The sequence below is a fragment of the Micromonospora sp. NPDC050495 genome, from assembly GCF_040655175.1.
GTDB lineage: Bacteria > Actinomycetota > Actinomycetes > Mycobacteriales > Micromonosporaceae > Micromonospora.
In genome coordinates, this window is the sequence record NZ_JBFAJK010000052.1 from 1 (window position 1) to 25084 (window position 25084).

General features: G+C 75.4%; 28 protein-coding genes and 1 pseudogene. 16 read left to right on the forward strand and 13 right to left on the reverse strand.

What is annotated here, in order from left to right; genetic code table 11:
- From AB0I11_RS29875 to AB0I11_RS29890, 4 genes and pseudogenes are all read right to left on the reverse strand, one after another.
- Nucleotides 1–236: pseudogene (locus AB0I11_RS29875) on the reverse strand (phosphoheptose isomerase); the annotation flags it as partial.
- Nucleotides 236–1453, reverse strand: coding sequence for a glycosyltransferase (locus AB0I11_RS29880; protein WP_357328068.1), 1218 nt, complete (start codon nt 1451–1453; stop codon nt 236–238). The gene AB0I11_RS29880 and the pseudogene AB0I11_RS29875, both read right to left, overlap by 1 nt.
- Entirely contained in the window at nt 1438–2412 is a 975-nt protein-coding gene (locus AB0I11_RS29885) for a glycosyltransferase (RefSeq protein WP_357328072.1), read from the reverse strand. Before AB0I11_RS29885 ends, AB0I11_RS29880 begins: the two co-directional genes overlap by 16 nt.
- Entirely contained in the window at nt 2409–4094 is a 1686-nt protein-coding gene (locus tag AB0I11_RS29890; protein ID WP_357328075.1) for an HAD-IIIA family hydrolase, read from the reverse strand. The genes AB0I11_RS29885 and AB0I11_RS29890 overlap by 4 nt, the downstream gene beginning before the upstream one ends.
- A 189-nt stretch (nt 4095–4283) precedes the next feature.
- On the opposite strand from AB0I11_RS29890, the gene AB0I11_RS29895 reads away from it, so the two are divergent.
- Both AB0I11_RS29895 and AB0I11_RS29900 read left to right on the forward strand, forming a co-directional pair.
- On the forward strand, nt 4284–4721 hold the full coding sequence (locus tag AB0I11_RS29895; RefSeq protein ID WP_357328078.1) for an SRPBCC family protein: 438 nt from the start codon (nt 4284–4286) through the stop codon (nt 4719–4721).
- 124 nt (nt 4722–4845) lie between these two features.
- Complete coding sequence (locus tag AB0I11_RS29900) at nt 4846–5613, forward strand: polyprenol monophosphomannose synthase (protein WP_357328081.1); 768 nt, start codon at nt 4846–4848, stop codon at nt 5611–5613.
- Nucleotides 5614–5667: 54 nt separating this feature from the next.
- Here AB0I11_RS29900 and AB0I11_RS29905 read toward each other — a convergent pair whose 3' ends face one another.
- Complete coding sequence (locus AB0I11_RS29905; protein WP_357328084.1) at nt 5668–7260, reverse strand: NAD(P)/FAD-dependent oxidoreductase; 1593 nt, start codon at nt 7258–7260, stop codon at nt 5668–5670.
- Nucleotides 7261–7332: 72 nt separating this feature from the next.
- On the opposite strand from AB0I11_RS29905, the gene AB0I11_RS29910 reads away from it, so the two are divergent.
- On the forward strand, nt 7333–8766 hold the full coding sequence (locus tag AB0I11_RS29910; protein WP_357328088.1) for an aldehyde dehydrogenase family protein: 1434 nt from the start codon (nt 7333–7335) through the stop codon (nt 8764–8766).
- A 60-nt stretch (nt 8767–8826) separates the two neighbouring features.
- Here AB0I11_RS29910 and AB0I11_RS29915 read toward each other — a convergent pair whose 3' ends face one another.
- Nucleotides 8827–9231 (reverse strand): ChaB family protein, encoded by a 405-nt coding sequence (locus AB0I11_RS29915; RefSeq protein WP_046562869.1) that lies wholly within the window; start codon nt 9229–9231, stop codon nt 8827–8829.
- A gap of 143 nt (nt 9232–9374) precedes the next feature.
- Here AB0I11_RS29915 and AB0I11_RS29920 point away from each other — a divergent pair, with 143 nt between their 5' ends.
- The 4 genes from AB0I11_RS29920 to AB0I11_RS29935 all read left to right on the forward strand — a co-directional run bounded on the left by AB0I11_RS29920 (nt 9375) and on the right by AB0I11_RS29935 (nt 11774).
- On the forward strand, nt 9375–10349 hold the full coding sequence (locus tag AB0I11_RS29920; RefSeq protein ID WP_357328092.1) for a YihY/virulence factor BrkB family protein: 975 nt from the start codon (nt 9375–9377) through the stop codon (nt 10347–10349).
- Between the two features lie 85 nt (nt 10350–10434).
- Nucleotides 10435–10851, forward strand: coding sequence for a DUF2795 domain-containing protein (locus AB0I11_RS29925; protein WP_046562871.1), 417 nt, complete (start codon nt 10435–10437; stop codon nt 10849–10851).
- A gap of 54 nt (nt 10852–10905) precedes the next feature.
- Nucleotides 10906–11367, forward strand: a complete 462-nt coding sequence (locus AB0I11_RS29930; RefSeq protein WP_357328096.1) for an SRPBCC family protein — start codon at nt 10906–10908, stop codon at nt 11365–11367.
- A gap of 143 nt (nt 11368–11510) precedes the next feature.
- Nucleotides 11511–11774 (forward strand): hypothetical protein, encoded by a 264-nt coding sequence (locus tag AB0I11_RS29935; RefSeq protein WP_357328099.1) that lies wholly within the window; start codon nt 11511–11513, stop codon nt 11772–11774.
- Nucleotides 11775–11811: 37 nt separating this feature from the next.
- On the opposite strand, the gene AB0I11_RS29940 is transcribed toward AB0I11_RS29935, so the two are convergent.
- On the reverse strand, nt 11812–13140 hold the full coding sequence (locus tag AB0I11_RS29940; RefSeq protein WP_357328103.1) for an MFS transporter: 1329 nt from the start codon (nt 13138–13140) through the stop codon (nt 11812–11814).
- A 173-nt stretch (nt 13141–13313) separates the two neighbouring features.
- On the opposite strand from AB0I11_RS29940, the gene AB0I11_RS29945 reads away from it, so the two are divergent.
- Nucleotides 13314–13529: a hypothetical protein gene (locus tag AB0I11_RS29945; protein WP_357328106.1), complete on the forward strand. Its 216-nt coding sequence runs from the start codon at nt 13314–13316 to the stop codon at nt 13527–13529.
- Here AB0I11_RS29945 and AB0I11_RS29950 read toward each other — a convergent pair.
- Complete coding sequence (locus AB0I11_RS29950) at nt 13526–13978, reverse strand: hypothetical protein (protein WP_357328109.1); 453 nt, start codon at nt 13976–13978, stop codon at nt 13526–13528. The two genes, AB0I11_RS29945 and AB0I11_RS29950, sit on opposite strands and share 4 nt — an antisense overlap.
- A 165-nt stretch (nt 13979–14143) precedes the next feature.
- Between AB0I11_RS29950 and AB0I11_RS29955 the strand changes: the two genes are divergently transcribed.
- Entirely contained in the window at nt 14144–14506 is a 363-nt protein-coding gene (locus AB0I11_RS29955) for a DUF6401 family natural product biosynthesis protein (protein ID WP_357328112.1), read from the forward strand.
- A gap of 62 nt (nt 14507–14568) precedes the next feature.
- Here AB0I11_RS29955 and AB0I11_RS29960 read toward each other — a convergent pair whose 3' ends face one another.
- Entirely contained in the window at nt 14569–15435 is an 867-nt protein-coding gene (locus AB0I11_RS29960) for a hypothetical protein (RefSeq protein ID WP_357328115.1), read from the reverse strand.
- Nucleotides 15436–15635: 200 nt separating this feature from the next.
- On the opposite strand from AB0I11_RS29960, the gene AB0I11_RS29965 reads away from it, so the two are divergent.
- The 3 genes from AB0I11_RS29965 (at nt 15636) to AB0I11_RS29975 (ending at nt 19920) form a co-directional block, all read left to right on the forward strand.
- Complete coding sequence (locus AB0I11_RS29965; RefSeq protein ID WP_357328118.1) at nt 15636–17756, forward strand: SpoIIE family protein phosphatase; 2121 nt, start codon at nt 15636–15638, stop codon at nt 17754–17756.
- Nucleotides 17757–17798: 42 nt separating this feature from the next.
- Nucleotides 17799–18560, forward strand: a complete 762-nt coding sequence (locus AB0I11_RS29970; RefSeq protein WP_357328120.1) for an HAD family hydrolase — start codon at nt 17799–17801, stop codon at nt 18558–18560.
- Nucleotides 18561–18624: 64 nt separating this feature from the next.
- Nucleotides 18625–19920, forward strand: coding sequence for a cation:proton antiporter (locus tag AB0I11_RS29975; protein WP_357328123.1), 1296 nt, complete (start codon nt 18625–18627; stop codon nt 19918–19920).
- 13 nt (nt 19921–19933) lie between these two features.
- Here AB0I11_RS29975 and AB0I11_RS29980 read toward each other — a convergent pair whose 3' ends face one another.
- Nucleotides 19934–20920, reverse strand: coding sequence for an FAD-dependent oxidoreductase (locus AB0I11_RS29980; protein ID WP_357328157.1), 987 nt, complete (start codon nt 20918–20920; stop codon nt 19934–19936).
- A gap of 54 nt (nt 20921–20974) precedes the next feature.
- On the opposite strand from AB0I11_RS29980, the gene AB0I11_RS29985 reads away from it, so the two are divergent.
- The gene (locus tag AB0I11_RS29985) at nt 20975–21196 is read left to right on the forward strand and encodes a DUF3072 domain-containing protein (protein WP_357328160.1); all 222 of its coding nucleotides are present in this window, start codon (nt 20975–20977) and stop codon (nt 21194–21196) included.
- A gap of 1 nt (nt 21197) precedes the next feature.
- On the opposite strand, the gene AB0I11_RS29990 is transcribed toward AB0I11_RS29985, so the two are convergent.
- Nucleotides 21198–21698: a YfcE family phosphodiesterase gene (locus AB0I11_RS29990; protein WP_357328126.1), complete on the reverse strand. Its 501-nt coding sequence runs from the start codon at nt 21696–21698 to the stop codon at nt 21198–21200.
- A gap of 249 nt (nt 21699–21947) precedes the next feature.
- Here AB0I11_RS29990 and AB0I11_RS29995 point away from each other — a divergent pair, with 249 nt between their 5' ends.
- Nucleotides 21948–22535: a general stress protein gene (locus tag AB0I11_RS29995; protein ID WP_357328129.1), complete on the forward strand. Its 588-nt coding sequence runs from the start codon at nt 21948–21950 to the stop codon at nt 22533–22535.
- A 54-nt stretch (nt 22536–22589) separates the two neighbouring features.
- On the opposite strand, the gene AB0I11_RS30000 is transcribed toward AB0I11_RS29995, so the two are convergent.
- Complete coding sequence (locus tag AB0I11_RS30000) at nt 22590–23171, reverse strand: DUF1684 domain-containing protein (RefSeq protein WP_357328132.1); 582 nt, start codon at nt 23169–23171, stop codon at nt 22590–22592.
- A 135-nt stretch (nt 23172–23306) separates the two neighbouring features.
- Here AB0I11_RS30000 and AB0I11_RS30005 point away from each other — a divergent pair, with 135 nt between their 5' ends.
- Entirely contained in the window at nt 23307–23789 is a 483-nt protein-coding gene (locus tag AB0I11_RS30005) for a MarR family transcriptional regulator (RefSeq protein ID WP_357328135.1), read from the forward strand.
- 10 nt (nt 23790–23799) lie between these two features.
- The gene (locus AB0I11_RS30010) at nt 23800–24786 is read left to right on the forward strand and encodes a pirin family protein (RefSeq protein WP_357328138.1); all 987 of its coding nucleotides are present in this window, start codon (nt 23800–23802) and stop codon (nt 24784–24786) included.
- 52 nt (nt 24787–24838) lie between these two features.
- Here the strand turns inward: AB0I11_RS30010 and AB0I11_RS30015 are convergent, their stop codons facing one another.
- Nucleotides 24839–24970, reverse strand: coding sequence for a hypothetical protein (locus AB0I11_RS30015; protein WP_255352182.1), 132 nt, complete (start codon nt 24968–24970; stop codon nt 24839–24841).
- Nucleotides 24971–25084: the final 114 nt, after the last annotated feature.

Consider the following 25084-nt stretch of genomic DNA (forward strand, 5'->3'; position numbering starts at 1 on the left):
TCGCGGTCGTCGCGGAGTTTGCCGACGAGTTCGGCGGTGAGGTGTTGGGCCTCGGCGGCGCTGCCGCCGTTGCCGGCCACCAGCAGCCGCCCGCCACCGGCGAGCCGGTGCGCCAGCTCCCCACCCCAGCGGGCCAGCAGCTGCTCCGCGTCGCGCAGCGGCAGCAGCGCGGCGGCCAGCCGGGTGAGGTGGTCCTCCAGCACCGTGCCGCCCACGCCCGGCCCGGGCGCCGCCATCAGGCGACCACCCGGCTGGGCCGGCGCACGGCGGCCACCTCGCCGTAGAGCTCGGCCAGCCGCTCGCCGGTGGTCGACCAGGAGTAGCGGCTGCGGGCCCGCTCCAGCGCGGCCGTCGCGTACGCGAACCGGCGGATCCGGTCGCCGAGCAGGCCGCGGATCGCCGCGCCCAGCGCCGCCGGGTCCCGAGCCGGCACCAGGTCACCGGTCCGCCCCGGCACCACCGTGTCGATCAGGCCGCCGACGGCCGTGCCGATCGCCGGCACGCCGCACGCCATCGCCTCCAGCGGGGTGAGCCCGAACGGCTCGTACCAGGGCGCGGCGACGAGCACGTCCGCCGAGCGGTACCAGCGCCCCATCTCCTCCCGCGGCACCGCGCCGATCAGCTTGACCCGGTCGGCGACGCCGCAGGACTCGGCGAGGGCGCGCAGCCGCAGCGCGTACGGGTCGGTCTCCAGCAGCCCGGCGGGCGGCCCGCCGACCACCACGCACTCGGCGTCGGGGACCAGCGCGGTGGCCCGGATGACGTCCTGGAAGCCCTTGCGTTCCACCAGCCGGCCGACGGTGAGGATGCGCGGCCGGGTGCCGTCGCGCTCGGCGACCGGGCCGAGCGGGCCGAACGTGGTGAGGTTCACCCCGGACGGGATCACCGTCATCCGGGACCGGGGCACCCCCATCCGGACCAGCTCGGCCACCTCGTCCTGGCACTGCGCGACCACCCGGTCGACCGAGCGGCCCAGTTCCCGCTCGTGCTCGAGCCGCCCCGGCGGGCTGGTGTCCTGCGCGCCCTGGTGGCGCCGCTTCACGGTGCCCAGCGCGTGGTACGTCTGCACCACCGGCACCCCGGTGCGCCGCCCGGCGGCCAGGCCGGCCAGGCCGCTCATCCAGAAGTGCGCGTGCACCACGTCGGGCTGCCAGTCGCCGGAGCGCCACCGCTCGGCCAGCCACTGCCCGAACGCCGGCATGTACGGCAGCAGGTCGTCCTTGGCGACCGGCTCGGCCGGCCCGGCGGGCACGTGCACCACCTCGTACCCGTCCGGGGCGCGGACCGTCACCGGCAGGTCGACGGCGTCGAGCCGGGTGTGCACCCGTACGTCGTGACCGGCGGCGGCGAGCGCGGCGGAAAGCTCCGCGACATGCGTGTTCTGGCCGCCAGCGTCCTCCCCGCCGAGGACGGCGAGCGGGCTGGCGTGCTCCGAGATCATCGCGATGCGCATACTTCCTCCTCCAGCAGCCGGTCCCAGTCGGCGAGGAAACGCTCCAGGCCGTAGCGGTCGCGGGCGGCGGACCGGGCCACGGCGCCCGCCCGGCGGGCCGCCGCCGGATCGTCCAGCAGGCCCCGGGCCGCCTCGACGAGCACGTCGACCCGGGTGGACAGCGCGCCGGCGGACGGCGGCACCGCCTCCACCGCCTCGGTGGTGGCCAGCGCGACCACCGGCATGCCCATGGTCATCGCCTCGATCAGGCTCAGCCCGAGCGACGTCCACCGGCACAGGTGCAGGTAGGCGCGCCGCTTCGCCAGCTCGGCGTGCATGGCGTGCTGCGGCACGTCGTCGTGGCTGGTCAACCGGTCGGCGGGCAGGCCGAGGTGGTCGGCCAGGCCGGCCACCTTCATGCCGTAGACGTCCAGCGGGGCGAGTTCGGCGAACGGGCGCAGCAGGTCGGTGCCGGTGACCCGCCACCGGCGGACCGGCTCGTTGATGACCACGGCCAACCGGTCCAGCTCGCCGGTCCACTCGACGGCCGGGGTGACCACGCCGTGCTCGACGACGGCGGTGCGGGTGCCGCCGTTGTCCCAGAACAGTTCGTTGAACGCGGTGACGTGGGTGAGCAGCAGGTCGTCCCGGTCGGCCATCGGGTGCCGGGTGTTCGGCACGTCGCCCTTGGGGGTGTTGTGCTCGACGTAGATCGCCGGCAGGTCCCGGCCGACCCGGCGGCCCAGCCACCGCTGCGCCAGCTCCAGCTCCTCCGGCCGTTGCAGGATCACCAGGTCCACCTGCGCCGTCCGCAGCTCCTCGGGCGTCACCTCGACCGCGCTGTCCGGCCAAGGATAGGTGCGCGCCCGGCCCAGCCCGTACGGGTCACGGTCCGGGGTGACCGGCACCAGGTACCGGTGTTTGCCGTGCACGAACGAGGTGGTCCACGACCCGTGCACGTGCCAGACGAGGATGTTCATCGGCCCACCCCGCCGGTCACCGGCACGCCGCCGAGCGGCTCGGGCACGCCGGCCGGCACGCCGAGCAGCCGCAGCGCCTCCAGCACCCGCCCCGGTTCCACCGCGGTGAGGCAGGGGTGCCCGGGCACCGGGCAGCGGGTGGCCCGGGTGTCCCGGCAGGCGGCCCCGGCGTCGCCGAGCCGGACGGTCGGCACCCGGTACGGCCCCCACTGTCCGAACGGGACGGTCGGGGCGAAGAGGCTGACCACCGGGATGCCCAGCGCGGCGGCCAGGTGCGCCGGTCCGGTGTTGCCGACCACCAGCGCCGCAGCCCGGGCGATCACCGCGGCCAGTTCGGCGAGGCCGGTGCGCCCGCCCAGGTCGATCCCGCCCGCCGCGGCCACCCGGGCGGTCAGTTCCCGCTCGTCCGGTCCCCCGGTCACCACCACCCGGTGGCCGGCGGCGGCGAGCACCCGGACGATCCGGGTGGCCAGCTCGGGCGGGCAGGCCCGGGTCTCCACCGACGAGCCGGGGTGCAGCACCACGTAGCCGGGTGCGCCGGCCTCGGGCGGGACGGGCGGCAGCCGGTCGGTGCGCAGCCGCAGTCCGGGCTCGTCGCCGGCGGGCAGCGCGAAGCCCGCGGCGGCGGCGAGGGAGAGGGCGCGCTCGGGTTCGGGCACGCCGGCCGGGACGCGGTGCCGGACGTCGAGCAGGGCACCGGGGTAGTCGTCGCTGATCGCGCTGATCCGGGGCACGCCGGCCATCCGCAGCAGCAGGGCCAGCGGCAGCGCCGACTGGTGGAACGAGGTGAAGATCACCGCCTGGTCCGCGCCGACGGCGGCGAGCCGGTCGACGAGCACGCGCATGCCGGCCGGGTCGACCGGTGGGGCGGGGGCGTCGATCCACGGCAGCGGCCACTCGATGACCTCGTCGACGCCGGGGAGCAGGTCGGCGGCGGCCCGGCCGCGTGGCCCACAGAGCAGTACGACCCGCCGGGCACCAGCCGCGACGGCCCGGATACCGGGGCCGGTGACCAGCACGTCCCCGGCCGCGTCGCTGCGTACCACCAGCACCACGCCGCGCCGGGGCGCGGTGTCGGGCGGGGCCACCAGCCGGATCCGGTCGAGGATGGTGGCGACCGCGTCGGGCAGGTCGGCGGCGACGGCCGGCGCGGCGGCCACCTCCTGGGCCCGGGTGGCCGCGGTGGGCACCATGATCCCGGCGGCGCCGGCCGCCGCGGCGGCGGCCATGTCGGCGCCGATGTCACCGACCAGCACGCAGCGCTCCGCCCGGGTGCCCAGTGCCCGGGCCGCGGCGTGCAGCAGGCCCGGTGCGGGTTTGCGGCAGGCGCAGCCGTCCGGCTCGCCGTGCGGGCAGATCTGCCAGCTGTCGAAGGGCCCGAGCAGCTCCTCCACCCGGGCGTTGACCCGGCGCAGGTCGTCGGCGGTGAAGTAGCCCCGGGCCAGCCCGGACTGGTTGGTCACCACGGCCAACCGCAACCCGGCCGCGCGGAGCCGGTCCAGCGCCTCCCGCGCGCCGGGCACCGGCCGCACCTTCTCCGGGTCGCCGTTGTAGGGCACGTCCTCGACCAACGTGCCGTCCCGATCCAGCAGCACCGCGTCGTACAGGCCCGACGGGATCCGGCCAGTACCCGGTTGAACCCGGGCTGACCTGCACTGATCCCGCTCGTGGTCCCGTCGCACGGGCGGCGGGTTCCCGACCCCCCGAGGAGTAAACATCAACTTCGGCGGAGCCGCCTCCGCCGGTGCCCGCCGGCCGGCCCGCACCGCCGCGCACCGGGCACGGTCCGGCGATACCCGCCGCTGCGGAGAAGCTAACCCGGTGGCCGTTAGCGGCGGACGGGGCGGGGGTACCGGAAGCAGGTGGCGATTGTGGAGAAAGTGATCGACGCGTCCCCGCAGCAGGTCTTCGACGTGCTCGCCGACGGGTGGACGTACAGCGACTGGGTGGTCGGCACCACGCACGTGCGGGACGTGGACGACAGCTGGCCCCGGGTGGGCAGCCGGCTGCACCACCGGGCGGGACCGTGGCCGTTCTCCCTGCAGGACGCCTCGACGGTGCTGGTCTGCGACGCGCCGCACCGGCTGGTGCTGAAGGCCGGTCTGTGGCCGGCCGGCGAGGCCACCGTGGTGTTCACCCTGGAGCCGCTGGACGACGGCCGGACCCGGGTCACCATCGGCGAGGAGTTCGCCGCCGGCCCGCTGCGCTGGGTGCGCAACAAGCTCAACGATCTGGTGCTGCACCTGCGCAACCGGGAGACGTTGAACCGGCTCTCGGACATCGCCACCCGGCAGAAATCGCAGCGCTGAGGGGGTACGCCGGCCCGGCCCGCCGGCCGGCGCGGCGCGCGTGGGTGGGCGTCCGTGCGGACCGGGCCGGGACAACTGGCTACCCTCTGAGGTGAAACCTGCCGTGCGACCGAGGATGTCTTTGATGATCGAACCCGTGCAGTTGCCCGCCCCGTGGCGCGACGCACGCCTGACCGTCGTCGTGCCCACCTACAACGAGGCGGGCAACCTCCCGGTGCTGGTCGAGCGGCTCCTCGCGCTGCCGCTGCCCGGGCTGAAGGTGCTCGTCGCGGACGACAACTCCCCGGACGGCACCGGCGAGGTCGCCGACAAGCTGGCCATCGAGCACCCGGAGCGGGTGACGGTGGTGCACCGCCCGGGCAAGGAGGGGCTGGGCCGGGCGTACGTGGACGGGCTCAGCCGGGCGCTGGCCGACGGCGCCGAGTACGTCGCCCAGATGGACGCGGACCTGTCGCACCCGCCGGAGGCGCTGCCCGGCATGCTCGGCGCGCTGCTCTCCACCCAGGCCGGCGTGGTCATCGGCTCCCGCTACGTGCCCGGCGGCGAGCTGGACGAGGCCTGGCCGCTGTACCGGCGGGCGCTCAGCGGCTGGGCCAACCTGTACGTGCACACCCTGCTGCGGGTCCGCATCCGCGACCTGACGGCCGGCTTCAAGATCTGGCGGGGTGACGCGCTGCGCGACATCGGCCTGGAGCGGGTGCAGTCGAACGGCTACAGCTTCCAGGTGGAGATGCACTACCTGGCCACCCGGCTCGGCCACACCATCCTGGAGGTGCCGATCCGGTTCGAGGAGCGCCGGGAGGGCGCCTCGAAGATGACCACCGCCACCAAGATCGAAAGCGCGCTGATGCCGTTCAAGCTGCGGGCCAAGCACCGCAACCTGGACAGCTGACCGCGCCGCCACCGCCGACCCCGGCCGCCACCGGCGACCGGGGTCGGTCCCGGTTCAGCGGTAGAGCGCCCGGTGCGCCGCGCCGATCATCCCCTGGTACGCCGCGCCGGTGAGCGCCCGGTCGCGGGCCAGCGCGGCCCGGGCGGCGTTCGCTCCGGGCGCGCCGTGCACCCCGCCGCCCGGGTGGGCCGAGGAGCTGGCCAGGAAGAGCCGGTCCACCGGGGTGTCCGCCCGGCCCAGCCCGGGGATCGGCCGCAGGAAGAGCTGCTGGTACGCCGCGGCGGTGCCGCCGCCGAGCGCGCCGCCGACCAGGCTCGGCTCGGCGGCCTCCAGGTCGGCCGGGCCGGCGACGTGCCGGCCGACGATCAGCGACCGGAAGCCCGGCGCGGCCTCCTCCAGCACCTCCTCCATCCGCTGCACGTGCGCGACCACCTCGTCGCCCCGCCACTGCCGGCGGAACGGCAGGTGGGTGTACGACCAGAGCGACTCGGTGCCCGGCGGGGAGTGCCGGGGGTCGGCCACCGACATCTGCCCGACCAGCAGGAACGGGTTCCGGGGCACCTCGCCCCGGGCCAGCTCGGCCGCGTACGTGGTGAGCCCGTCGAGGTCGGCGCCCAGGTGCACGGTGCCCGCGCCGGCCACCGCCCGGTTCTTCCAGGGCACCGGCGCGGACAGCGCCCAGTCCACCTTGAGGGTGGAGCCGTCCCACTTGAAGTGCGCCAGGTCCTCCACCAGCCGGGGCGGCAGCGCCGCCGCGCCGACCAGGTCCAAATAGAGCGCCGGGGCCGGCACGTCCGCGAGCACCGCTCGGCGGGCCCGCCAGGCGGTGCCCCCGACGGTGCGGACGCCCATGGCCCGGCCCCGCGCGGTGAGCACCCGGTCCACCCGGGCGCCGTAGTCGATCCGGCCGCCCCGCTCGACGAGCCGGGCCACCAGCGCGTCGGTGATCCGCTGGGCCCCGCCGACCGGCACCGGCCAGCCGACCTGCTGGCCGAGCATGGCGAGCAGCCAGCCGTACACCCCGGAGCCGGCCTCCTCCGGGGAGAGGTCGGTGTGCAGCGCGCAGCCGGCCAGCAGCGCGGGGCCGCCCTCGCCGGTGAACAGTTCGGCGCCGAGTTTGCGGACCGGCACGACGAGCCGGCGGGCCAGCCGCAGCGCCCCGGCCACCCGCAGCCGGCGCAGCAGGGCCAGGCCGCCGCGTACCGGCGGGAACGGGCTGGTGATGGTGTCGAGCATCGGGCCGGCCACCGTGCACCAGTCCGCGTACGCGTGCCGCCAGCGGTCCCCGTCGCCGGCCGCGAACGTCTCCAGCGAGGCGGCCGTGACGTCGAGGTCCCGGTTGACCACCGCGGCCCGGCCGTCCGGCAGCAGGTGGGCCAGCACATCGGGGGCGTGCGTCCAGGTCAGCCCGTACCGGCCGAGGTCCAGGTCGCGCAGCACCGGGGAGGCGTATCCCAGCGGGTAGAAGGAGCTGTACAGGTCGCTGAGGTAGCCGGGCGCGGTGACCTCGGCCGAGCGGACCGCGCCGCCGGGGACGGCGGTCGCCTCCAGCACCAGCACGTCCCAGCCCGCGTCGGCCAGCAGGTTCGCGGCGACCAGCCCGTTGTGGCCGGCCCCGATGACGACGGCGTCCGCGGTCGAAATCATCCGATCCGCCTACCCGGCCGGTTACCGGGCGAAACGCGTTTGTCCGGCCCGGGTCGGGGCATCCACTGCCGCATGTACACGGTTGCGCAGCTCATAGGTGGAGTGTGGGGCGCGGGTGGCACGGGAGGCGAGCTGGTCGTACACGACCCGGCGGACGGTTCCCCGGTGAGCACCGTGCCCGTGGCGACGGACGACGAGGTGGCCAAGGCGGTGGAGGCCGCGCGGGGCGTGGCGGCGGAGTGGGCGGCGACCGCGCCGGCCGAGCGGGCGGCGGCGCTGCACCGGGCCGCCGACGCGGTGCAGGCCGCGGCCGAGGAGCTGGCGCAGGCGACCACGGCGGAGATGGGCAAGCCGCTGGACGACGCCCGCGGCGGCGTGGCGGCCGGCATCGGCACCCTGCGGCAGTACGCCGAGCTGGGCCCGGTGCGCGGCGGTCGCACCCTGCACGGCGCCGGGTCGGCGCTGGACTTCATGGCCCCCGAGCCGCGCGGCGTGGTCGCCGCGATCACCCCGTGGAACGACCCGGTGGCGGTCTCCTGCGGGCTGCTCGGCGCGGCGCTGGTCACCGGCAACGTGGTGCTGCACAAGCCGAGCGAGCGGACGCCCGCCACCGGCTGGCTGCTGGCCAGGGCGCTGGACTCCGCGCTGCCGGCCGGGGTGCTCTCGCTGCTCACCGGCGGGGCCGAGGTGGGGGCGGCGCTGGCCGCCCAGGAGGTCGACGTGGTGGCCCACGTGGGTTCCACCGCCACCGGTCGGGCCATCGCGGCGGCCGGCGCCCGGACCGGGGCGAAGGTGCTGCTGGAGAATGGCGGCAGCGACCCCCTGGTGATCGACGCCGACATCGACCCGGTCTGGGCGGCGGAGCAGGCCGCGCTGGGCTGCTTCGCCAACGCCGGGCAGATCTGCGTCGCGGTGGAACGCGTCTACGTGCACCGGGACGTCGCCGAGGACTTCGTCGACGCCCTGGTCGAGCGGGCCGAGGCGCTGGTCATCGGGCCGGGCCGGGAGGCCGGCACGCAGCTCGGGCCGCTGGTCGACCGGCGGCACCGGGACCACGTGCACGGGCAGGTCACCGCCGCGGTCGCCGAGGGGGCCCGGATCCGCACCGGCGGCGGCATCCCGGACGGATCGGGGGCGTTCTACCCGGCGACCGTCGTCGCGGACTGCCGCCACGAGATGGCCCTGGTCCGGGAGGAGACCTTCGGTCCGGTCGCCCCGGTCGTCGTGGTCGACTCGTTCAGCGAGGGGCTGCGCTGCGCCGCCGACTCGCCGTACGGGCTGGCCGCGACCGTGCTGACCGGCTCGATGAGCCACGCCCACCGGGCCTGGCGGGAGCTGCCGGTCGGCACCGTGAAGATCAACGCGGTGTTCGGCGGGGCGCCGGGCGGCGCCGCGCAGCCGCGCCGCGGCAGCGGCCAGGGCTTCGGGTACGGCCCGGAACTGCTCGACGAGTTCAGCACGGTGAAGGCCGTGCACATCGAGGCGCCGGGCGGCGGTCACTGGTGAGCGGCCCGACGGGAGCCCGGGACCTGCGCGGTCCCGGGCTCCGGTGTCGTCGGCGGCTGGTCAGCGACCGCCGCGCGCCTTGCGGGTGGCGTTGTTGTTGGCCTTCTCGATCGCCTTGACCAGCTCCGGCTTGGTCATCCGGGACCGGCCCGGTACGTCGAGCTTCTTCGCCACCTCCATGAGGTGGTCCTTGGTGGCGTTGGCGTCCACCCCGCCGGCCGTGGGCGCCCGCCGGGCGGGTCCGCCGCCGGCCGCCTGCCGGTCGCTGGGGCCCTTGCGTCCCTTGGGCTCCCAGTGGTCGCCGACCTTCTCGAACTCGTGCTTGACGGCGGCGAACGCGGTGCGGTGTGCCCGCTCCCCCTCGCCGTACGTCTCGACCGCCGAGTCGTGCGTCTTCTCCCAGGTCCGCTGCGCCTTCGCCGGGGAGCGCCGCAGCGTGCTGGGCAGTACCTCGCGCCCGGGCATCTCGTCCTCCTCCGTCTCCGTGGGATCCCCGAGGAATGCCCGCCCCGGGGCCCGGCAAACCGCACCGGTTTGTCGGCTTCCCCCACCGGGTACCGCCCGGGCCACCCGTCGGTGGTGCGCCCGGCGGGGTCGGAGGAGGCGTCATGACGGCGACGGATGCGGCGACCGGCGGCCGGCAGCGGGCCCGGCTCCCCCGGCGGATGCGCCAGTTGAGCTGGGTCACCTGGCGCGGCGTGCTGGTCCGCGCGGGACGCAACTTCGTGAAGGACAACTGCGCCGACTGGGCCGCCGCGCTCACCTACTACGGGGTGCTGGCGCTCTTCCCCTCGACCATCGTGGTGGTCGCCCTGGTGGGGTTGGTGTCCGACGGGCCGCGCACCGTGGACACGGTGATCGACCTGGCCCGGGAGATCGGCGCCGGCTCGGTGGTCGGCAACGAGGCCTTCGTCACCGTGGTGCGCAACGTGGTGGAGCAGCAGGGGCCGGCGAAGGTGTTGCTGAGCTTCGGTCTGCTCGGCGCGCTCTGGTCCGCGTCGGGCTTCATCGGCGCGTTCACCCGGGCCTCCAACGCGATCTACGGGGTCGAGGAGGGGCGCCCGTTCTACCGGCTGCGCCCGGTGCAGATCGGCCTCGCCGGGGTGTCGCTGGTGCTGCTCGCGGTGGTGGCCCTGGGGCTGATCGTCAGCGGTCCGGTCACCGACTTCGTGGGCGACCGGCTGCACGCCGGCGGGCTGACCCGGACGGCGTGGACGGTGGCGAAGTGGCCGCTGCTCGCCCTGGTGGCGATGACGCTGCTGTCGCTGCTGTTCTGGATCGCCCCGAATGTCCGGCAGCCCCGGTTCCGCTGGCTCACCCCGGGCGGCGCGCTGGCCCTGCTGGTCTGGGTCCTCGCCTCGTTCGGCTTCGGCCTCTACGTTGCCAACTTCGGCTCGTACGACGTCACCTACGGCAGCCTCGGCGCGGTGATCGCCTTCCTGGTCTGGCTCTACCTGTCCAACTGCGCGCTGATGCTCGGCGTGCAGGTCAACGCGGAGCTCCAGCGTGGCCGGGTGCTGCAGGCCGGCGCCGGGGACCCGGGCGAGCCGGTGCTGCCGCCGCGCGCCCCGGCCGAGTCCTGACCGGCCTGAGAGGTTCGTGGCGAGTTGCCCGGATCAACCGGCCGGCCCCGGTTTACCGGCGGCCCCCTCGGGCATGTCTGTGGGCATGGAACGTGCCAGCAGCAAGCACTCACCCAGGGTCGACGAGCAGATGAGCAGCGAGGTGAACGGCCTCGTCCAGGGGCCGGGCACCGGAGGCTCCCGGGTCGACGAGTTCCGCGTGCCGGAACCGGCCGGGGAGGATCAGCCGGAGGCCACCACGGCCCCGGCGGGCGAGCTGCGCAGCGGCGCCCCGCAGGGGATGAGCTCCCAGGACGTGGAGGCGCGCAGCCGCCTGGGCCGCTTCATCACCATGACCGCCCTGCCGGGCGACCGGGCGGCGCTGGTGGCCAACGCGCGGGAGAACCAGGCGCCCGCGGACATCGTGGCGGCGCTGGAAGGCCTGCCCGAGGGCACCCGCTACCAGACCGTCTCGGAGGTCTGGGCGGCGCTGGGGCACAAGAACGAGACGACGCGCTGGTGACCGGGGCGCGGCCCACCGGCCGCGCGCCCGCACCGCGGAACAGGAGGACCCAGCATGAGTGGCGTAATGGAACACGTGGACGTGGCCGTCCCGATCCGCACCGTCTACGACCAGTGGACGCAGTTCGAGGAGTTTCCGCACTTCATGGAGGGCGTTCAGGAGGTCCGGCAGCTCTCCGACACGATGACGCACTGGACGGTGGAGATCGCCGGGGTGAAGCGCGAGTTCGACGCCGAGATCACCGAGCAGCTGCCCGACGAGCGGGTGGCCTGGCGCTCCACCGGCGGCACCGACCAGGCCGGCGTGGTGACCTTCCACCGCCTCGACGAGGGGCACACCCGGGTCACCCTGCAGATGGAGTTCGAGCCGCACGGCGTGGTCGAGAAGGCGGGCGAGAAGCTCGGCGTGGTCGACCACCGCACGAAGGGCGACCTGACCCGGTTCAAGCAGTTCATCGAGCGGCGGGGCCAGGAGACCGGCGCCTGGCGCGGCACCGTCGACCGGCCCACCCCCTGACCTCCCCCGGTACACCCGACACCCGATGGCCGCCGGCGTTCCCGGCGGCCATCGCCGTCCCCGGCCGCCGCCGGGAACGCCGGCCGTCCCGGGCCGCCGCCCGCCGGCCGTTTGCGATCATCCGGCCCGGGTACCGCAGGGGAATGACCGACAACGACCGCCACGTGTGGCGCGACGAGGAACGGACCCCCCTGCACGAGCTGGACCGCGCGATCGGCCGGTCGACCCTCGACGGGCAGGCCGACGACGCCACCGGCAACGACGCCGGCGAGGAGGCCACGTTCGGCCACGGGCCGGAGGCGGTGGACCGGGGCGCCGGACCGGAGGCCGAGCGGCGGGAGATGACCGACGCGGACCGGGCGTACCGGCCGTCGACCACCGGCCGTACCGGCCCGGACAACATCTGACCCGGGCTCCGGGCGCCGCGGGCGCCCGGAGCGGCCCTCAGGCGGCCAGCGCGGCCCGCCGGGTGCTGACCACGTGCAGGGCGAGCAGGGCCACCGCGAGCAGCACCAGCGTCGCGCCGAGCAGCACCACCGAGGTACGCGCGAGCAGCACCCCGACGCCCGCGGGCACCAACGCGGCGCCCACCCCCGCCGCGCCCATCTGTAGTCCGATGGTCCGGTCCGCGTGCGCCGGGCCGACCCGTTCCGCCGTGGTGAGGGTGAGCAGCGGGAAGACCGGCGCGGCGGCGAAGCCGACCACCAGCAGGCCGGCCACGGTCACTCCGGCGGGAGCCGGCAGGGCGATCAGCAGCGTTCCGCCGACCAGGCCGAGCAGGCTGCCGCGCAGCACCCCGGCGGTGCCCAGCCGCTCCGCGACGAGGCCCTGCACCACCCGGCCGAGGAAGAGACTCCCCCAGTAGCCGGAGACGCAGAGCCCGGCGACCGGGCCGGCCACCCCGCGCCCCTCGGTGAGCAGCAGGTACGCCCAGAGCCCGGTGGTCACCTCGATCGCCACATAGACGGCGAAGGCGGCCCCGCCGAGCCAGACGGCCGGCAGGCGCAGCGTCTCCCGGATCGGGGTGGGCCGGGGGCCAGGCTCGGCGCCGTCCTGGTCGGCGGCCAGGGTGACCAGCCCGCCCGCCGTGCCGGCCGGCTCGTCCCGCCCGTCCGGGGCGAGGTGCCCGGCGACCGGCGTGCCGGCCGTCCCGGCCGCCTCGACCGGGCCCGCCGGCGGCGCGTCCCGGCCGGGGACGTCGCGGCCCCGGTCCCGCCAGGCCCGCACGCTGAGCGCGAACGCGGTGGCCAGGGCGAGTTGGGCGATGGCGACCGCGGCGTACCCCCAGCGCCAGCTCAGGCCGGCGCCGAGCACCCCGGTCATGATCAGCGGTCCGAGCGCCACCCCGAGTCCGAAGAAGGCGTGCATCCAGTTCATGTGCCGGGGGCCGAACGCGCCGGCCGCGTACGCGTTGAGGCCGGAGTCGATCGCGCCGGAGCCGATCCCGAGCACCAGCGCGAAGCCGACCAGTACGGCCAGCGCCGGGCTCAGCGCGTACCCGGTGAGCGCCACGGCGGCGAGCAGGGTGCTGCCGGCCAGCAGCCAGCCGACCCCGAGCCGGGCCAGGGTGAACCCGGCCAGCACGCTGGAGGTCAGGTAGGCCACCGTGCCGGCGGTGAGCACCACGCCGACCGCCTCGGTGGGCACGCCCAGGTCGACGCGGATCGACGGCCAGCCGACGCCGATCAACCCGTCGGGCAGGCCGAGACTGACGAAGGCCAGGTAGGCGAGGAGGAGCAGGGAGGCCCGGGGCGCGGCGGGGGTGCGGGACACGGTTCCCCATCCTGCCGTACCGCGGGGGCGGCCCGGAGGCCCGGCGGGGTCGCTCGACCGGCTCCACCGTACGGACAAAAACCGCGATACGGACGGCCGAGATAACGGACAGCCCATCCAGAATCGGCCGAACGGGTGACGGCGATGCCCCGGCGCCGCGTAAGACTTTCGGGATGCAACAGGGCTCCGGTTTCCTCAGCTCCCGTCACCGCCGCCTGGCCTGGCTCGGCTTCCTGCTCGCCGCCGTCCAGGCGCCGGTCGCCGCCAAGCTGGTCGAGGACAGCTCCTGGCTGTTCAGCCTCGTGGTGGCGCTCATGATCGCCACGGTGATCATCGCCGACGACACGGCCCGCCGCCAGGCCGGGGCCCAGGCCGGCTCCTCCGACTAGCCCTCGGCCCCCGGCCCCGCCTCGTGCCCCGGGCGTCCCGGGGTGCGGCGCCGTTCCTTCAGCTCCGCCTCGAACAGGTGCCGACGACCCCCGACCAGGGTGTCGCGGGCGTGCCGGTCCAACTCGCGGAAGAGCGCGTAGTACCCGTCGTCGAAGTCCTCGACGATCTGGAACGTCCACCGGCCGGCGATGACGTTGCGGCCCAGCAGGTCCCGCTCGATCCGGTCGGCGATGGCCTGCCGGCCGGCCGCGCGGAACAGCGCCACCGCGTCGTCGAGCATCAGGTCGGCGTGGCCGATCAGCTGGTGCAGCGAGTACAGGTGGCCGCGGGCCCGCTCCACGGTCTCCAGCGCCTCGCTCAGCTTCCCGAGCGCCTCGACCGTGACGTCATTCACGCCGGCGGGCCGGCGGTGCGCCGCGTCCGGTCCGTCGTCCGGCTGCTGTCCCATTCCGTTCCTCCGCGGGGTCGGTTGCGCCGGTTCGCGCGGTTTCCTTCTGCCCCCTGGCGACCGGCTCAATCCCGCTGGGCCACCGCCCGGTGGCGCCCGGACGACCCGGGCATCCTCCGGTCGGCCGAGGCCGCCCCGGTCGGCGCGGGACTAGCCTCGGTCACCATGCGCGCGCCGAACCACCGGGCCGAGACCCCCTCCGCGGCACTCTCCGCGCGAGCCACCCTCGCCACCCTCACCACCGCCGTCGGCACCCCCGGGCTGGCCGCGGCCGCCGCCGAGCCGGGTCTGCTCGCCGCGGTCGACCAGCACGCCGCGAGCGTCCGGGACAGCCTGCACGGCGACCACCGGCCGCTGACCGTGGCCGCGCTGGCCGGGTACGCCGAGGGCGTCCGGGCCGCGGCGCTGGAGCACGGGTGGCAGCCGCCGGCCGGCCCGGTGGACTGGGCCGAGCCCGACTGGGCGCTCACCCGGCTGCTCGCGGTCTGCCTGCTGGCCCGCTCGCTGGACCCCCGCGACCTGGCCTGAGACACGGCGAAGGGTGCCCGCGATCGCCCCGCGGACACCCTCCCCCGTCGCCCTGTCCGGCCTCAGCCGTTCGGTCGGCGGAACTGCTGGGTCTCGTCGCCCATCCCGCCGGAGCGGTACTGCCCCTGCCCGGTCCCGGACATCGAGGACTGGGGCGTGGCCGGTGCGGGCTGTCCGCCCCGGTCGGCCATCTGCCGCTCGTAGTCGCTGCGGCCGGCGCCCTGACCCTGGCGCTGCTCCCGGAACGCCCGGGACTCCGCGGCGGCCCGGTCGAGCCAGTGGTCCCAGCGCGCCTGCATCGGCTTCACCAGACCACCGCCGACGCCCACCACCAGGATGCCGGCCACCGTGGCGAGCACCGCGATCAGCACCGGAGTGGTGACGGTGGTGGCGATACCAACCTGGTTCAGCGCCGCGATCACACCGAGCGCCAGGATGAAGATCGCCGTGAGGTCGGCCAGCACCCGCCCGTAGGAGAGCCCGCCCAGCGCGCCGGAAACCAGTTCCCGGACGGCGTTGGCGATGGCGGCGGCGATGACCACGATGACGATCGCCACGAACGCCCGTGGCAGCCACGAGACCACCCCGCGGATCAGGTCGCTGATCGCGTTCGGTCCCCACACCCCGAAGGCGAACTGCAGGGTGAACAGCAGGACCGCGTAGTAGGCGAGTTTGGCCAGGATGTCGCTCGCGTCGTACTTGGTGCGTTCGAGCGCGCGTTTGATGCCGCCGCGTTCGACGGCACGGTCGAATCCGACCCGTTCCAGTGCCGCATCCACGATCTTGAGGACGGCTCGGGCGATGAGCCAACCCACCACGAGGATCACGATGAACGCGATGGCCCTCGGGATGAAGAGCAGCACCGACCTCCAGAAGTCGGTCAGGGCGTCACCAATGTCGGCCTGCCCGACCGCGAGGGTTTTCGGCATGATGTCCCTCCTGTCGCGTGAACTGCGACGCCCGCATACCCCTTGCTATCGACCGCACGCCGAGACGGACCCCGGCAATTTCCCGACATGCCCCGCCGAACCGACCCTGACCTGCCCGGACGCCCGGGCCCACCGGTGCCGGCCGGGCCGCGGGTCACGTGATCGCAACCTGCGCGCCACCCTCCGGATAGGCTGCGGGCATGCCAGGCACCGTCGGACGGGTTCCCACGCCGTCGGCCCCCGCCGCCGGAGGGCCCACGAACCCGGGCGGCGCCATCGCCGGGGCCGGCCACCCGTGGGCCGGCGTCCTCGGCGCGCCCGAGGGGTGGGACCCGGCCCTGCGCGCCGTGGTCGACCTGGTGCTCACCTCGCCCGTGCCGATGGCCCTGCTCCACGGCGACGAGCTGAGCCTGCTCTACAACGACGGCTACGCGGAGCTGATCGGCCCCCGGCATCCGCAGGCGCTGGGGCGGCCGGCCGCGGAGGTGTTCGCGGAGGTCTGGCACGAGCCGGGCGCCGGGGAGATGCTGGAGCGGGCGTACCGGCGGGCCGAGCCGTTCCTGGAACACGAGGCGGTGCTCCCGGCCGACCGGCGGCCCGGCGGCGCCGAGGCGGCGGTCTTCACCCGGGGCTACTCGCCGGTCCGGGACAGCACCGGCACGGTCATCGGCGTGCTCAGCGTGGCCGCGCAGACCACCCAGCTGACGCAGCAGTTGCAGAGCCTGAGCGACTTCGCCGCCGCGCTGTCCGGCACGCTCACCCTGGACGACGTCGCCCGGGTCACGCTGCGCTACTTCCTGCACTCGTTCGACGCCGACCGGGTCTCCGTCCTGGTGGACGAGGGGACGGCCTGGCGGCTGGTCCGCCGGGTGCGGGGCGAGCTGCTCGACGAGGCCGACGAGCGGCTGCCGCCGCTGTGGCGGCGGATCGCGGCCGACTCCCCCATCCCGGTCGGGGTGGCCGCCCGCTCGGGGGTGCCCTCCTTCACCGGCGACGGGCAGCCGCTGCGGGACACCGCCGCGGACCGGCACGACGAGAAGATCCGCGCGCTCGCCTCGCTGCCGCTGCGCTCCTCGGTGATCCGGGGCGCGCTGACCGTCGGCTACCAGGCCGCGCATCCGTGGTCGCCGGCCGAGCGGGCGCTGCTGGCCGCCGCCGCCGAGCTGGTCGGTCAGGCGGCCGAGCGGGCCCGCCGGTTCGAGACCCAGCACGGCACCGCCCAGCTGCTGCAACGCAGCATGCTTCCCGAGCGGCTGCCCAACCTGTCCCGGCTGCGCATCGCCGCCCGGTACGACCCGGGCGTGGACGGCAACGCCGCCGGTGGCGACTTCTACGACGCGTTCGTGCTGCCCAGCGGGGCGCTGGGGGTTGTCCTCGGCGACGTGGCCGGGCACGACGTGCAGGCCGCCGCCCGGATGGGCCAGGTACGGGCCGCGCTGCGCGCGCTGGCGCTGGCCGACCCGCGCCCGGACGCGGTGCTCGCCGGGCTGGACCGGCTGGTCGCCAGCCTCGGCCTGGAGGGCGGCACGCAGGAGCTCTTCGTCACCGTGGTGTTCGGGGTGATCGAGGCCGAGCGGCAGCGGATCACGCTGGCCAGCGCCGGCCACCCGGCCCCGCTGATCCGCCGCGCCCCGGCCCACGGCACCCCCTACGCCGAGTACGTCGACGTCCCACCCGGCCCGCCGCTCGGCCTGGGCCACCGGCCGCCGACCGCCACCGTGCCGTTCCACCCGGGCGACACCCTGCTGCTGTTCAGCGACGGCGTGGTCGAACGCCGCTGGCAGGATCTGACCGCCGGCCTGAGCGGGCTGGGCGCGGCGGTGAGCGCGGCGACCAGCGGCGACCCGCGGGCGCTCTGCGGGGTGGCCACCGCGGCCGTGCCGGGCGCCACCGAGGACGACGTGGCGGTGCTCGCGGTCGAGCACGCGGTACGTCCCAGCCGCTCGGCCGGGATGCGGGTGCCGGCCGAGCCGACCGCGCCGAGCCGGGTACGGCACTGGCTGACCGCCCAGCTCACCGAGTGGCAGGTGCCCGAGGCGGTGATCGGCGCGGCGGTGCTCTGCACCAGCGAGCTGACCACCAACGCGCTGCTGCACGCCGGCACGGCCGCCCGGGTGGAGATCGATCTGAGCGCGGAGCGGTTGCTGGTCTCGGTGGCGGACTCGGGCACCCGCGGGCAGGTCACCCGGGCGCGGACCGACACGCTGAGCAGCCGCGGCCGGGGCCTCGGCCTGATCGAGGAGCTGAGCGACGCCTGGGGCACGGATCCCACGGTGCGCGGCTCCACCGTCTGGTTCGAGATCCTCATTCCCGGCCAGTGAAAGGGCGCGTCGGCACGGGCCCGGCCGGGTAGGAGGGGTGCCATGGCCACCGACAACCGCTGCGGCGTCCTCTTCGACGTGGACGGCACCCTGGTCGACAGCACCTACCTGCACACCGTGAGCTGGTGGGAGGCGCTGCGTCAGGGCGACCACCAGGTGCCGATGGCCCGGATCCACCGGTCCATCGGGATGGGCTCGGACAAGCTCCTGGACCATCTGCTCGGCCCGGAGCGGGACCGGGCCGGCGACGGCAAGCTGCGCGACGCGCACGACGCCCTCTACGCCGAGTACTGGGAGCGGCTGGCGCCGCTGCCCCGGGCGGCGGACCTGCTGCGCGCCTGCGCCGCACGCGGGCTGCGGGTGGTGCTGGCCACCTCCGCGGCCGAGCACGAGGTGGCCGCCCTGCGCGCCGCGCTCGCCGCCGACGACGTGATCGACACGGTCACCTCCTCGGCGGACGCGGCGGAGAGCAAGCCGGCGCCGGACATCCTGGAGGCGGCGCTGGCCCAGTCGGGGCTGACCGCCGAGCGGGTGGTGTTCGTCGGCGACTCGGTCTGGGACGTGGCCGCCGCCGGCAAGCTGGACGTGCCCTGCATCGGCCTCACCTGCGGCGGTACCAGCCGGGGCGAGCTGGCCGGCTCGGGCGCGGTGGCGGTCTACGACGACCCGGCCGGCCTGCTGGACGGTCTCGCGGAGAGCGCGATCGCCGCCCTCACCGATCCGTCGCGGTCGGTACGCGCGCCGCGCCGGGCCGGTGACACGGTGACCGGTCCCACTGGGGAGAAGACGGACACCGAGGCATAGCGGGTTCCGTCACGGGGCACAGGGGACCACCTGCCCGGTCCGCGGGCGGCGGAAGGGTGGTGCCGTGGAACCGGTGGATGTCGCGTTCGCGCTGCTCGGTGTCGGGGCGTTGTTGGCGGGGATCCTGCCGCGCCTGCTGGACCGCCGGCCGCTGTCCATGCCGATCGCCTTCCTCGGGCTGGGCATGCTGGTCTTCCTGCTCCCCACCGGGCTGCCCGACCCCGACCCGCTGCGCTGGCCGGAACTCACCACCCACCTGACCGAGATCGGCGTGATCGTGGCGCTGATGGGCGCCGGCTTGAAGATCGACCGGCCGCTGAGCTGGGCCCGCTGGTCGTCGACCTGGCGGCTGCTGGCCATCGCCATGCCGGTGTGCATCGCCGCCGTGGCGCTGCTGGGCTGGTGGTGGGCCGGCCTGGTGCCGGCGGCGGCGCTGCTGCTCGGCGCCGCGCTCGCCCCGACCGACCCGGTGCTCGCCTCCGACGTGCAGGTCGGCGAGCCGACCGACGCGGAGGACTCCGAGGACGAGGTGCGCTTCGCGCTCACCTCGGAGGCGGGCCTCAACGACGGGCTGGCCTTCCCCTTCGTGTACGCGGCCATCGCCATCGCCACCACCAGCCTCGCCCCGCGGGACTGGCTGGCCCACTGGGTCACCGTCGACGTGCTGTGGAAGCTCGCCGTGGGCGTGGGTGGCGGCCTGCTGATCGGCTGGCTGCTGGGCAAGCTCTTCTTCCGCGCGCCGAGCCAGCTCCGGCTGGCCCGGCACGCCGAGGGCTTCCTCGCCCTGGCCGCGACGTTCCTGGCGTACGGGCTGGTCGAGGTGGTCGGCGGGTACGGTTTCCTGGCCGTGTTCGTGGCCGCCCGGGCGATCCGGGCGGCGGAACGCACCCACGAGTTCCACTCGGTGCTGCACGACTTCGCCGAGCAGATCGAACGGCTGCTCACCGTGCTGTTGCTGCTGCTGTTCGGGGGCGCGGTGATCTCCGGCCTGCTCGCCCCGCTGACCTGGCCGGCGGCGCTGGTCGGGCTGGCCCTGGTGTTCGTGATCCGGCCGGCGGTGGCCTGGCTGTCGCTGCGCGGCGCGCCGGGCCGGCCGGCCGAGCACTGGGTGATCGCCCTGTTCGGCATCCGCGGCGTCGGCTCGTTCTACTACCTGGCGTACGCGACCAGCGCGACCGCGTTCCCCCAGGCCGAGCTGGTGTGGGCCACGGTCGGGCTGGTGGTGACGGTCTCGGTGGTGGTGCACGGCATCGCGGCCACCCCGGTGATGCAACTGCTGGACCGGGCGGACGAGCGGACGCGCGACAGCGCGGAACGGGACCGGTCGGACGAACCCGCCCTGGGCGGGGTCCGCGGCTGACCGGGGCGGGCGATCAGCCGGGTGCGGCGTGCAGCCGGGCGGCCAACGCGCGGCCCAGGTCCCGCCCGGAGCGCCAGGCGCTCTGCACCCGGGGCCGGCCGAACGCGTCCCCGGCCAGGCCGATCCCGTCGTCGTCGAGGTGGTAGGTCCGGTCGCCGCCGACGCCGGGCTTGGCGTAGGTCCACCGGTGCACGTGGGTCAGCTCGGCCGGTTCGGGGAGCCCGAGCAGGTCCCGGACCGCCTGCTCGATGGCCGGGCCGGCGGCGGTGGGCTGGAGCAGGTGACCGGCGGCGAACTCCGGCGTGGTGTGCGCGACCAGCACCGGCGCCCGGTCCCCGCGCCGGTCGCCGTCGTCGCAGACCAGCGCGAGCACCGGGTGGTCGTTGACGAACGCGCCCGGAAACGGCGGCCAGCGCCGGGTCGGGAAGCGCAGCACCCCGGCCAGCGTGGACGACCAGCGCTGCGTGCCGACCGCCCGGGTCGACGCGGCGAGGGCCGGGTCGAGCAGCAGGGCCGCCTGCGGGCCGGGCATGGCCAGCACCACGGCCTCGGCCGGGCGGCCGTCCACGCGCGGGCCCGGTTCGACGGTCATGACGAGCCGGTTGTGCGTCACCGGGAGGTCGCCGGCCAGGTGCTCGACCAGCGAGCGCAGGCCGCGCGGCGCGGCCCAGCGGGTCGGCCCGGGCACCGCGCGCCGCCCGTCCGGCCCGTACGCCAGGAAGGTGTCGGTCCATTCCCGGACCAGCCCGGCGGCCTGCCACCGCTGGACCACCGCGGCGAAGTCGGGATCGTCCACGGTGAGGTAGGCGGCGCCCAGGTCGGCGGGCCGGCCGTCGAAGCGTTTGGTGGCCATCCGCCCACCGGTCACCCGGGCCCGTTCCCGGACCTCGACCGGGATGCCGGCCCGGACCAGTTCGTTGGCGCACGCCACGCCGGCGATGCCCGCGCCGACCACCACGACACCCGACGTCACCCGGTGATCGTATGTGCCGGCCGGCATGAAGCCGGCGGCACCCGGGTAGTGGTACACCCGTTCGAAGGAGAGGTGATGACGATGGCTGAGCGCCACGACACGCGGACCGGCGGCAACCCGGACGCCGCCGTCAAGGATCCCGACGAGTGGGTCACCGGTGACGAGCCGCCGACCGCCGCCCAGGAGTCGTACCTGCGCACGCTGGCCCGGGAGGCGGGCGAGGAGGTGCCGGAGGGGCTGACCAAGGCGGAGGCGTCCCGGCGCATCGACGAGCTCCAGGCGGAGACGGGGCGGGGCGCCTGACTCAGCGCGGGGGCAGGCGGTGCAGCTCGACCCGGTCGAGCCGCCCCGCCGCCACCCGCGCGGTCAGGTAGGTCGCGTACGGCTGGGCCCGCCGGTCGGTCGGCGAGCCGGGGTTGAGCAGGCGTAGCCCGCCGGGGGCCAGGCTGTCCCACGGGATGTGCGAGTGCCCGAAGACGAGCAGGTCGTCGTCGGGGAACCGGGCCGCGCAGCGCGCCTCCCGGCCGGTCCTGGGCCCGGTCTCGTGCACCACGGCGACCCGCAGTCCGGCCAGCTCGACCCGGGCCACCTCGGGCAGCCGGGCGCGCAACTCGGGTCCGTCGTTGTTGCCGTACACCCCGATCAGCCGCCGGGCCCGGGCCGCCATCGCGTCGAGCAGCGCCACGTCCACCCAGTCCCCGGCGTGCAGCACCACGTCGGCGGCGTCGATCGCCGCCCAGAGCGGCGCGGGCAGGTCCCGCGCCCGCTTCGGCACGTGCGTGTCCGCCACCAGCACCAGTTCCATCCCGCCGATCCTCCCCCACCGGCCCCACCCCCGCCGCCGAGCGCACCGCGGACGGGCGCACCGCCGCGGGCGGGTACGCCCCCGCCCCCGGGCTCGCCGCCGCGGGCGGACGGTCGAGCCGGGTCCGAACCGGTGTGCCTACCCCCGGCCGGCCGGCGCATGCCCGCCGGGCGGGCCCGATCGGCCGGTGGCGACGGGTTACCGCTCGGCGGCGCAGGGAACCCGGCGGGTTGACGAAGGAGGATGCTCATGACCAGACCTTCGACACCGACCGCCGCCTGGCGGCCCGGAATGCCGGGCGGCGACAACCTCCCGTCGGGTCCGGGCGGTCGCCCGGCCGCACCCAGCGGGGACGGACACGGGCCGCAGGCCGGCGCGCCGACCGTCACGATCGGCTCGTACCCGGACTATCCGTCCGCACAGCGGGTGGTGGACTATCTGGCCGACAACCGGTTCCCGGTGGAACGGACCTCGATCGTCGGCACCAACCTCACCCTGGTGGAGACGGTGATGGGCCGGTTGACCACCGGCCGGGCCGCGCTGCTCGGTGCGGGCACCGGCGCCTGGTTCGGGCTCTTCATCGGGTTGCTCTTCGGCATCTTCACCGCCGGCAACTGGGTCGCGGTGATCCTGGCCGGGCTGGTGATCGGCGCGATCTGGGGCGCGGTGTTCGGCGCGGTGGCCCACGCGATGACCGGGGGGCAGCGGGACTTCACCTCGGCCAGTTCGCTGCGGGCCGGCCAGTACGCGGTGACCGTGGACGCCGACGTGGCCGAACAGGCCCGCCAGTTGCTCGGCCGGATGCATCTCACCCCGACCGGCGCGACCGCCCGCTGACCGCACGGTCCGTCCCCGCCCCGGTGCGCCCGCCGCGCCGGGGCGGCGGCGCGCTCAGTGGTACGCCCGTTCCCCGGCCCGGATCGGCACGGCGACCCGGTTCTCCGCCGGCGCCAACGGGCAGGCCCAGCGGTCGTCGTACGCGCAGCTGGGGTTGTAGAGGTAGTTCGGGTCGAGCCGGACCCGGCGGCCGGGCAGCAGGGTCAGGCCCCGGCCGAAGGTGCCCTTGACCGTGTCGGTGAGGTAGCGCCCACCGCCGTAGCTCCCGTCGCCGCAGCTGGCGTCGTGCAGCGGCAGGAAGAGCCCACCCCCGTACGCCTCGATCCACCAGAGGGTGAGCGGGCCCCAGGGGGTCTCGGCGACGGCCACCCGCCGGTACCGGACCACCCCGTCGGGGCCGCCGGTGTCGATGCTCGCGGTGCCCGAGGCGGGGCGCAGTGGCGCCTCGATGACGGCCGCCGGGTCGGGCGGGTACCAGCGCAGGCCGGTGCCGGGCCGGTCGGCGGCGGGCAGCGGGCTGCACGGGTGGGTTCGGAACAGCTCGTCGCGGGCGGCCCGGAACCCGGCCAGGTCGAGGTCGGAGAGGTAGAGCCGGGCCATCCGCTCGCGCCAGTCCAACAGGTCGAGATCATCCACCCCCCGACCCTAGCCCGCGCGGGTGGCCGGCTCAGTTCAGTTTTGAAAACGCCCACCGTCAAGGATTGTTGTCGCGCTGCTCACACGGGCAGGTGGGCACTTGTTTAAATTTTAAGTAGTGCTACTGTCGTGGCCATGACGGAGAGCCTGGACGCGGAGCGGCTGGCCTGCTGGCGCGCGTACATCGAGTCGAGCCAGCGGCTGTTCACCCAGCTCGAGGACGACCTGCGCGCGGACAGCGAGCTGAGCTTCGCCGACTACCACGTGCTGGTGCTGCTCTCCGAGGCGCCGGGGCAGCGGCTGCGGATGGGCGAGCTGGCCGGCCGGCTGGTCTTCTCCCCCAGCCGGCTGACGTACCAGATCACCTCGATGCAGAAGCGCGGCCTGGTGGCCAAGGAGGCCTGCCCCGGCGACCGCCGGGGCAGCGAGGCGGTGCTCACCGCCGCCGGCCTGCTGACGCTGCGCGGGGCCGCGCCGCACCACGTGCGCTCCGTGCGTACCCACCTGATCGACGACCTCGACGACGCCGAGGTCGCCTGCCTCACCCGGGTCTTCGAGCGGCTCGGCCGGCGCCTGCGCGCCGACCGCGACGCGTCGTCCACCCCGGTCGACAACTAAGGAGCCCCCGATGCCCGCCATCACCGTCGACGACGTCCTCGTCCTGCCCCGCCTGCCGGAGCTGGCCGAGAACACCGCGTTCCGCCCGGTCCGCCGGCTGACCACCGCCCCGAGCGGGTACGAGGGCGAGGGTTTCCCGGTCCGCCGGGCCTTCGCCGGGGTGCCGCTGACCGAGCTGGACCCGTTCATCCACCTGGACCAGATGGGCGAGGTGGACTACGCCCCGGGCGAGCCGAAGGGCACCCCGTGGCACCCGCACCGCGGCTTCGAGACGGTGACCTACATGATCGACGGGATCATGGACCACCAGGACTCGCAGGGCGGCGGCGGCACCATCACCGACGGCGACACCCAGTGGATGACGGCCGGCAGCGGCCTGCTCCACATCGAGGCGCCGCCGGAGCACCTGGTGATGAGCGGAGGGCTGTTCCACGGCCTCCAGCTCTGGGTGAACCTGCCCCGGGCGGCCAAGCTGAACCCGCCGCGCTACCAGGACATCCGCGGCCGGGAGTCGGCGCTGCTCACCACGCCGGACGGTGGCGCGCTGATCCGGGTGATCGCGGGCGAGGTCGCCGGGCACCGTGGCCCGGGCTCGACCCACACCCCGATCACCATCGCCCACGTGACGTTGCAGCCGGGCGCCGAGCTGAGCCTGCCGTGGCGGCCGGACTTCAACGCGCTGGTCTACGTGCTGGCCGGCCGGGGCACCGTCGGCACCGAGCGCCGGCCGATCCAGCTCGGCCAGCTCGCGGTGCACGGTCCGGGCGACGCGCTGCGGGTCACCGCCGACCCCCGGCAGGACTCGAACACCCCGGCCCTGGAGCTGTACCTCATGGGCGGGCAGCCGATCCGGGAGCCGGTGGCGCACTACGGCCCGTTCGTGATGAACACCCGGGCCGAGCTGGTCCAGGCGTTCGAGGACTACCAGGCCGGCCGGCTCGGCGTGATCCCGGCCGCGCGGGTGCCGCACACCGGCGGCGAGGCCGCCCGCCCCTGACCCTCGGCACCGGAGGTACGGGCGTCCCGGGTCTCCCGGGGCGCCCGTCGGGTCAGGAGACGGCGAAGATGCCGGCCACGCCGAGGAGCACCATCACCAAGACCGCCACCACCGCACCCCGCTCCCCCTCGACCGCCTGCTCGCGGTACTCGGTCCCGGCGGTGTTCGTCGTCTCGGCGGGCATGGTGCGGCCTCCTCGTTGTGGATGCTGGGCGGCGGGCCCACCGGAGAGCCCGCCGGCCGGTCGGCCGAGGTGCGGGGCGGTCCCGGGGGTCCTACCGTGAGGACGTTGTCGACC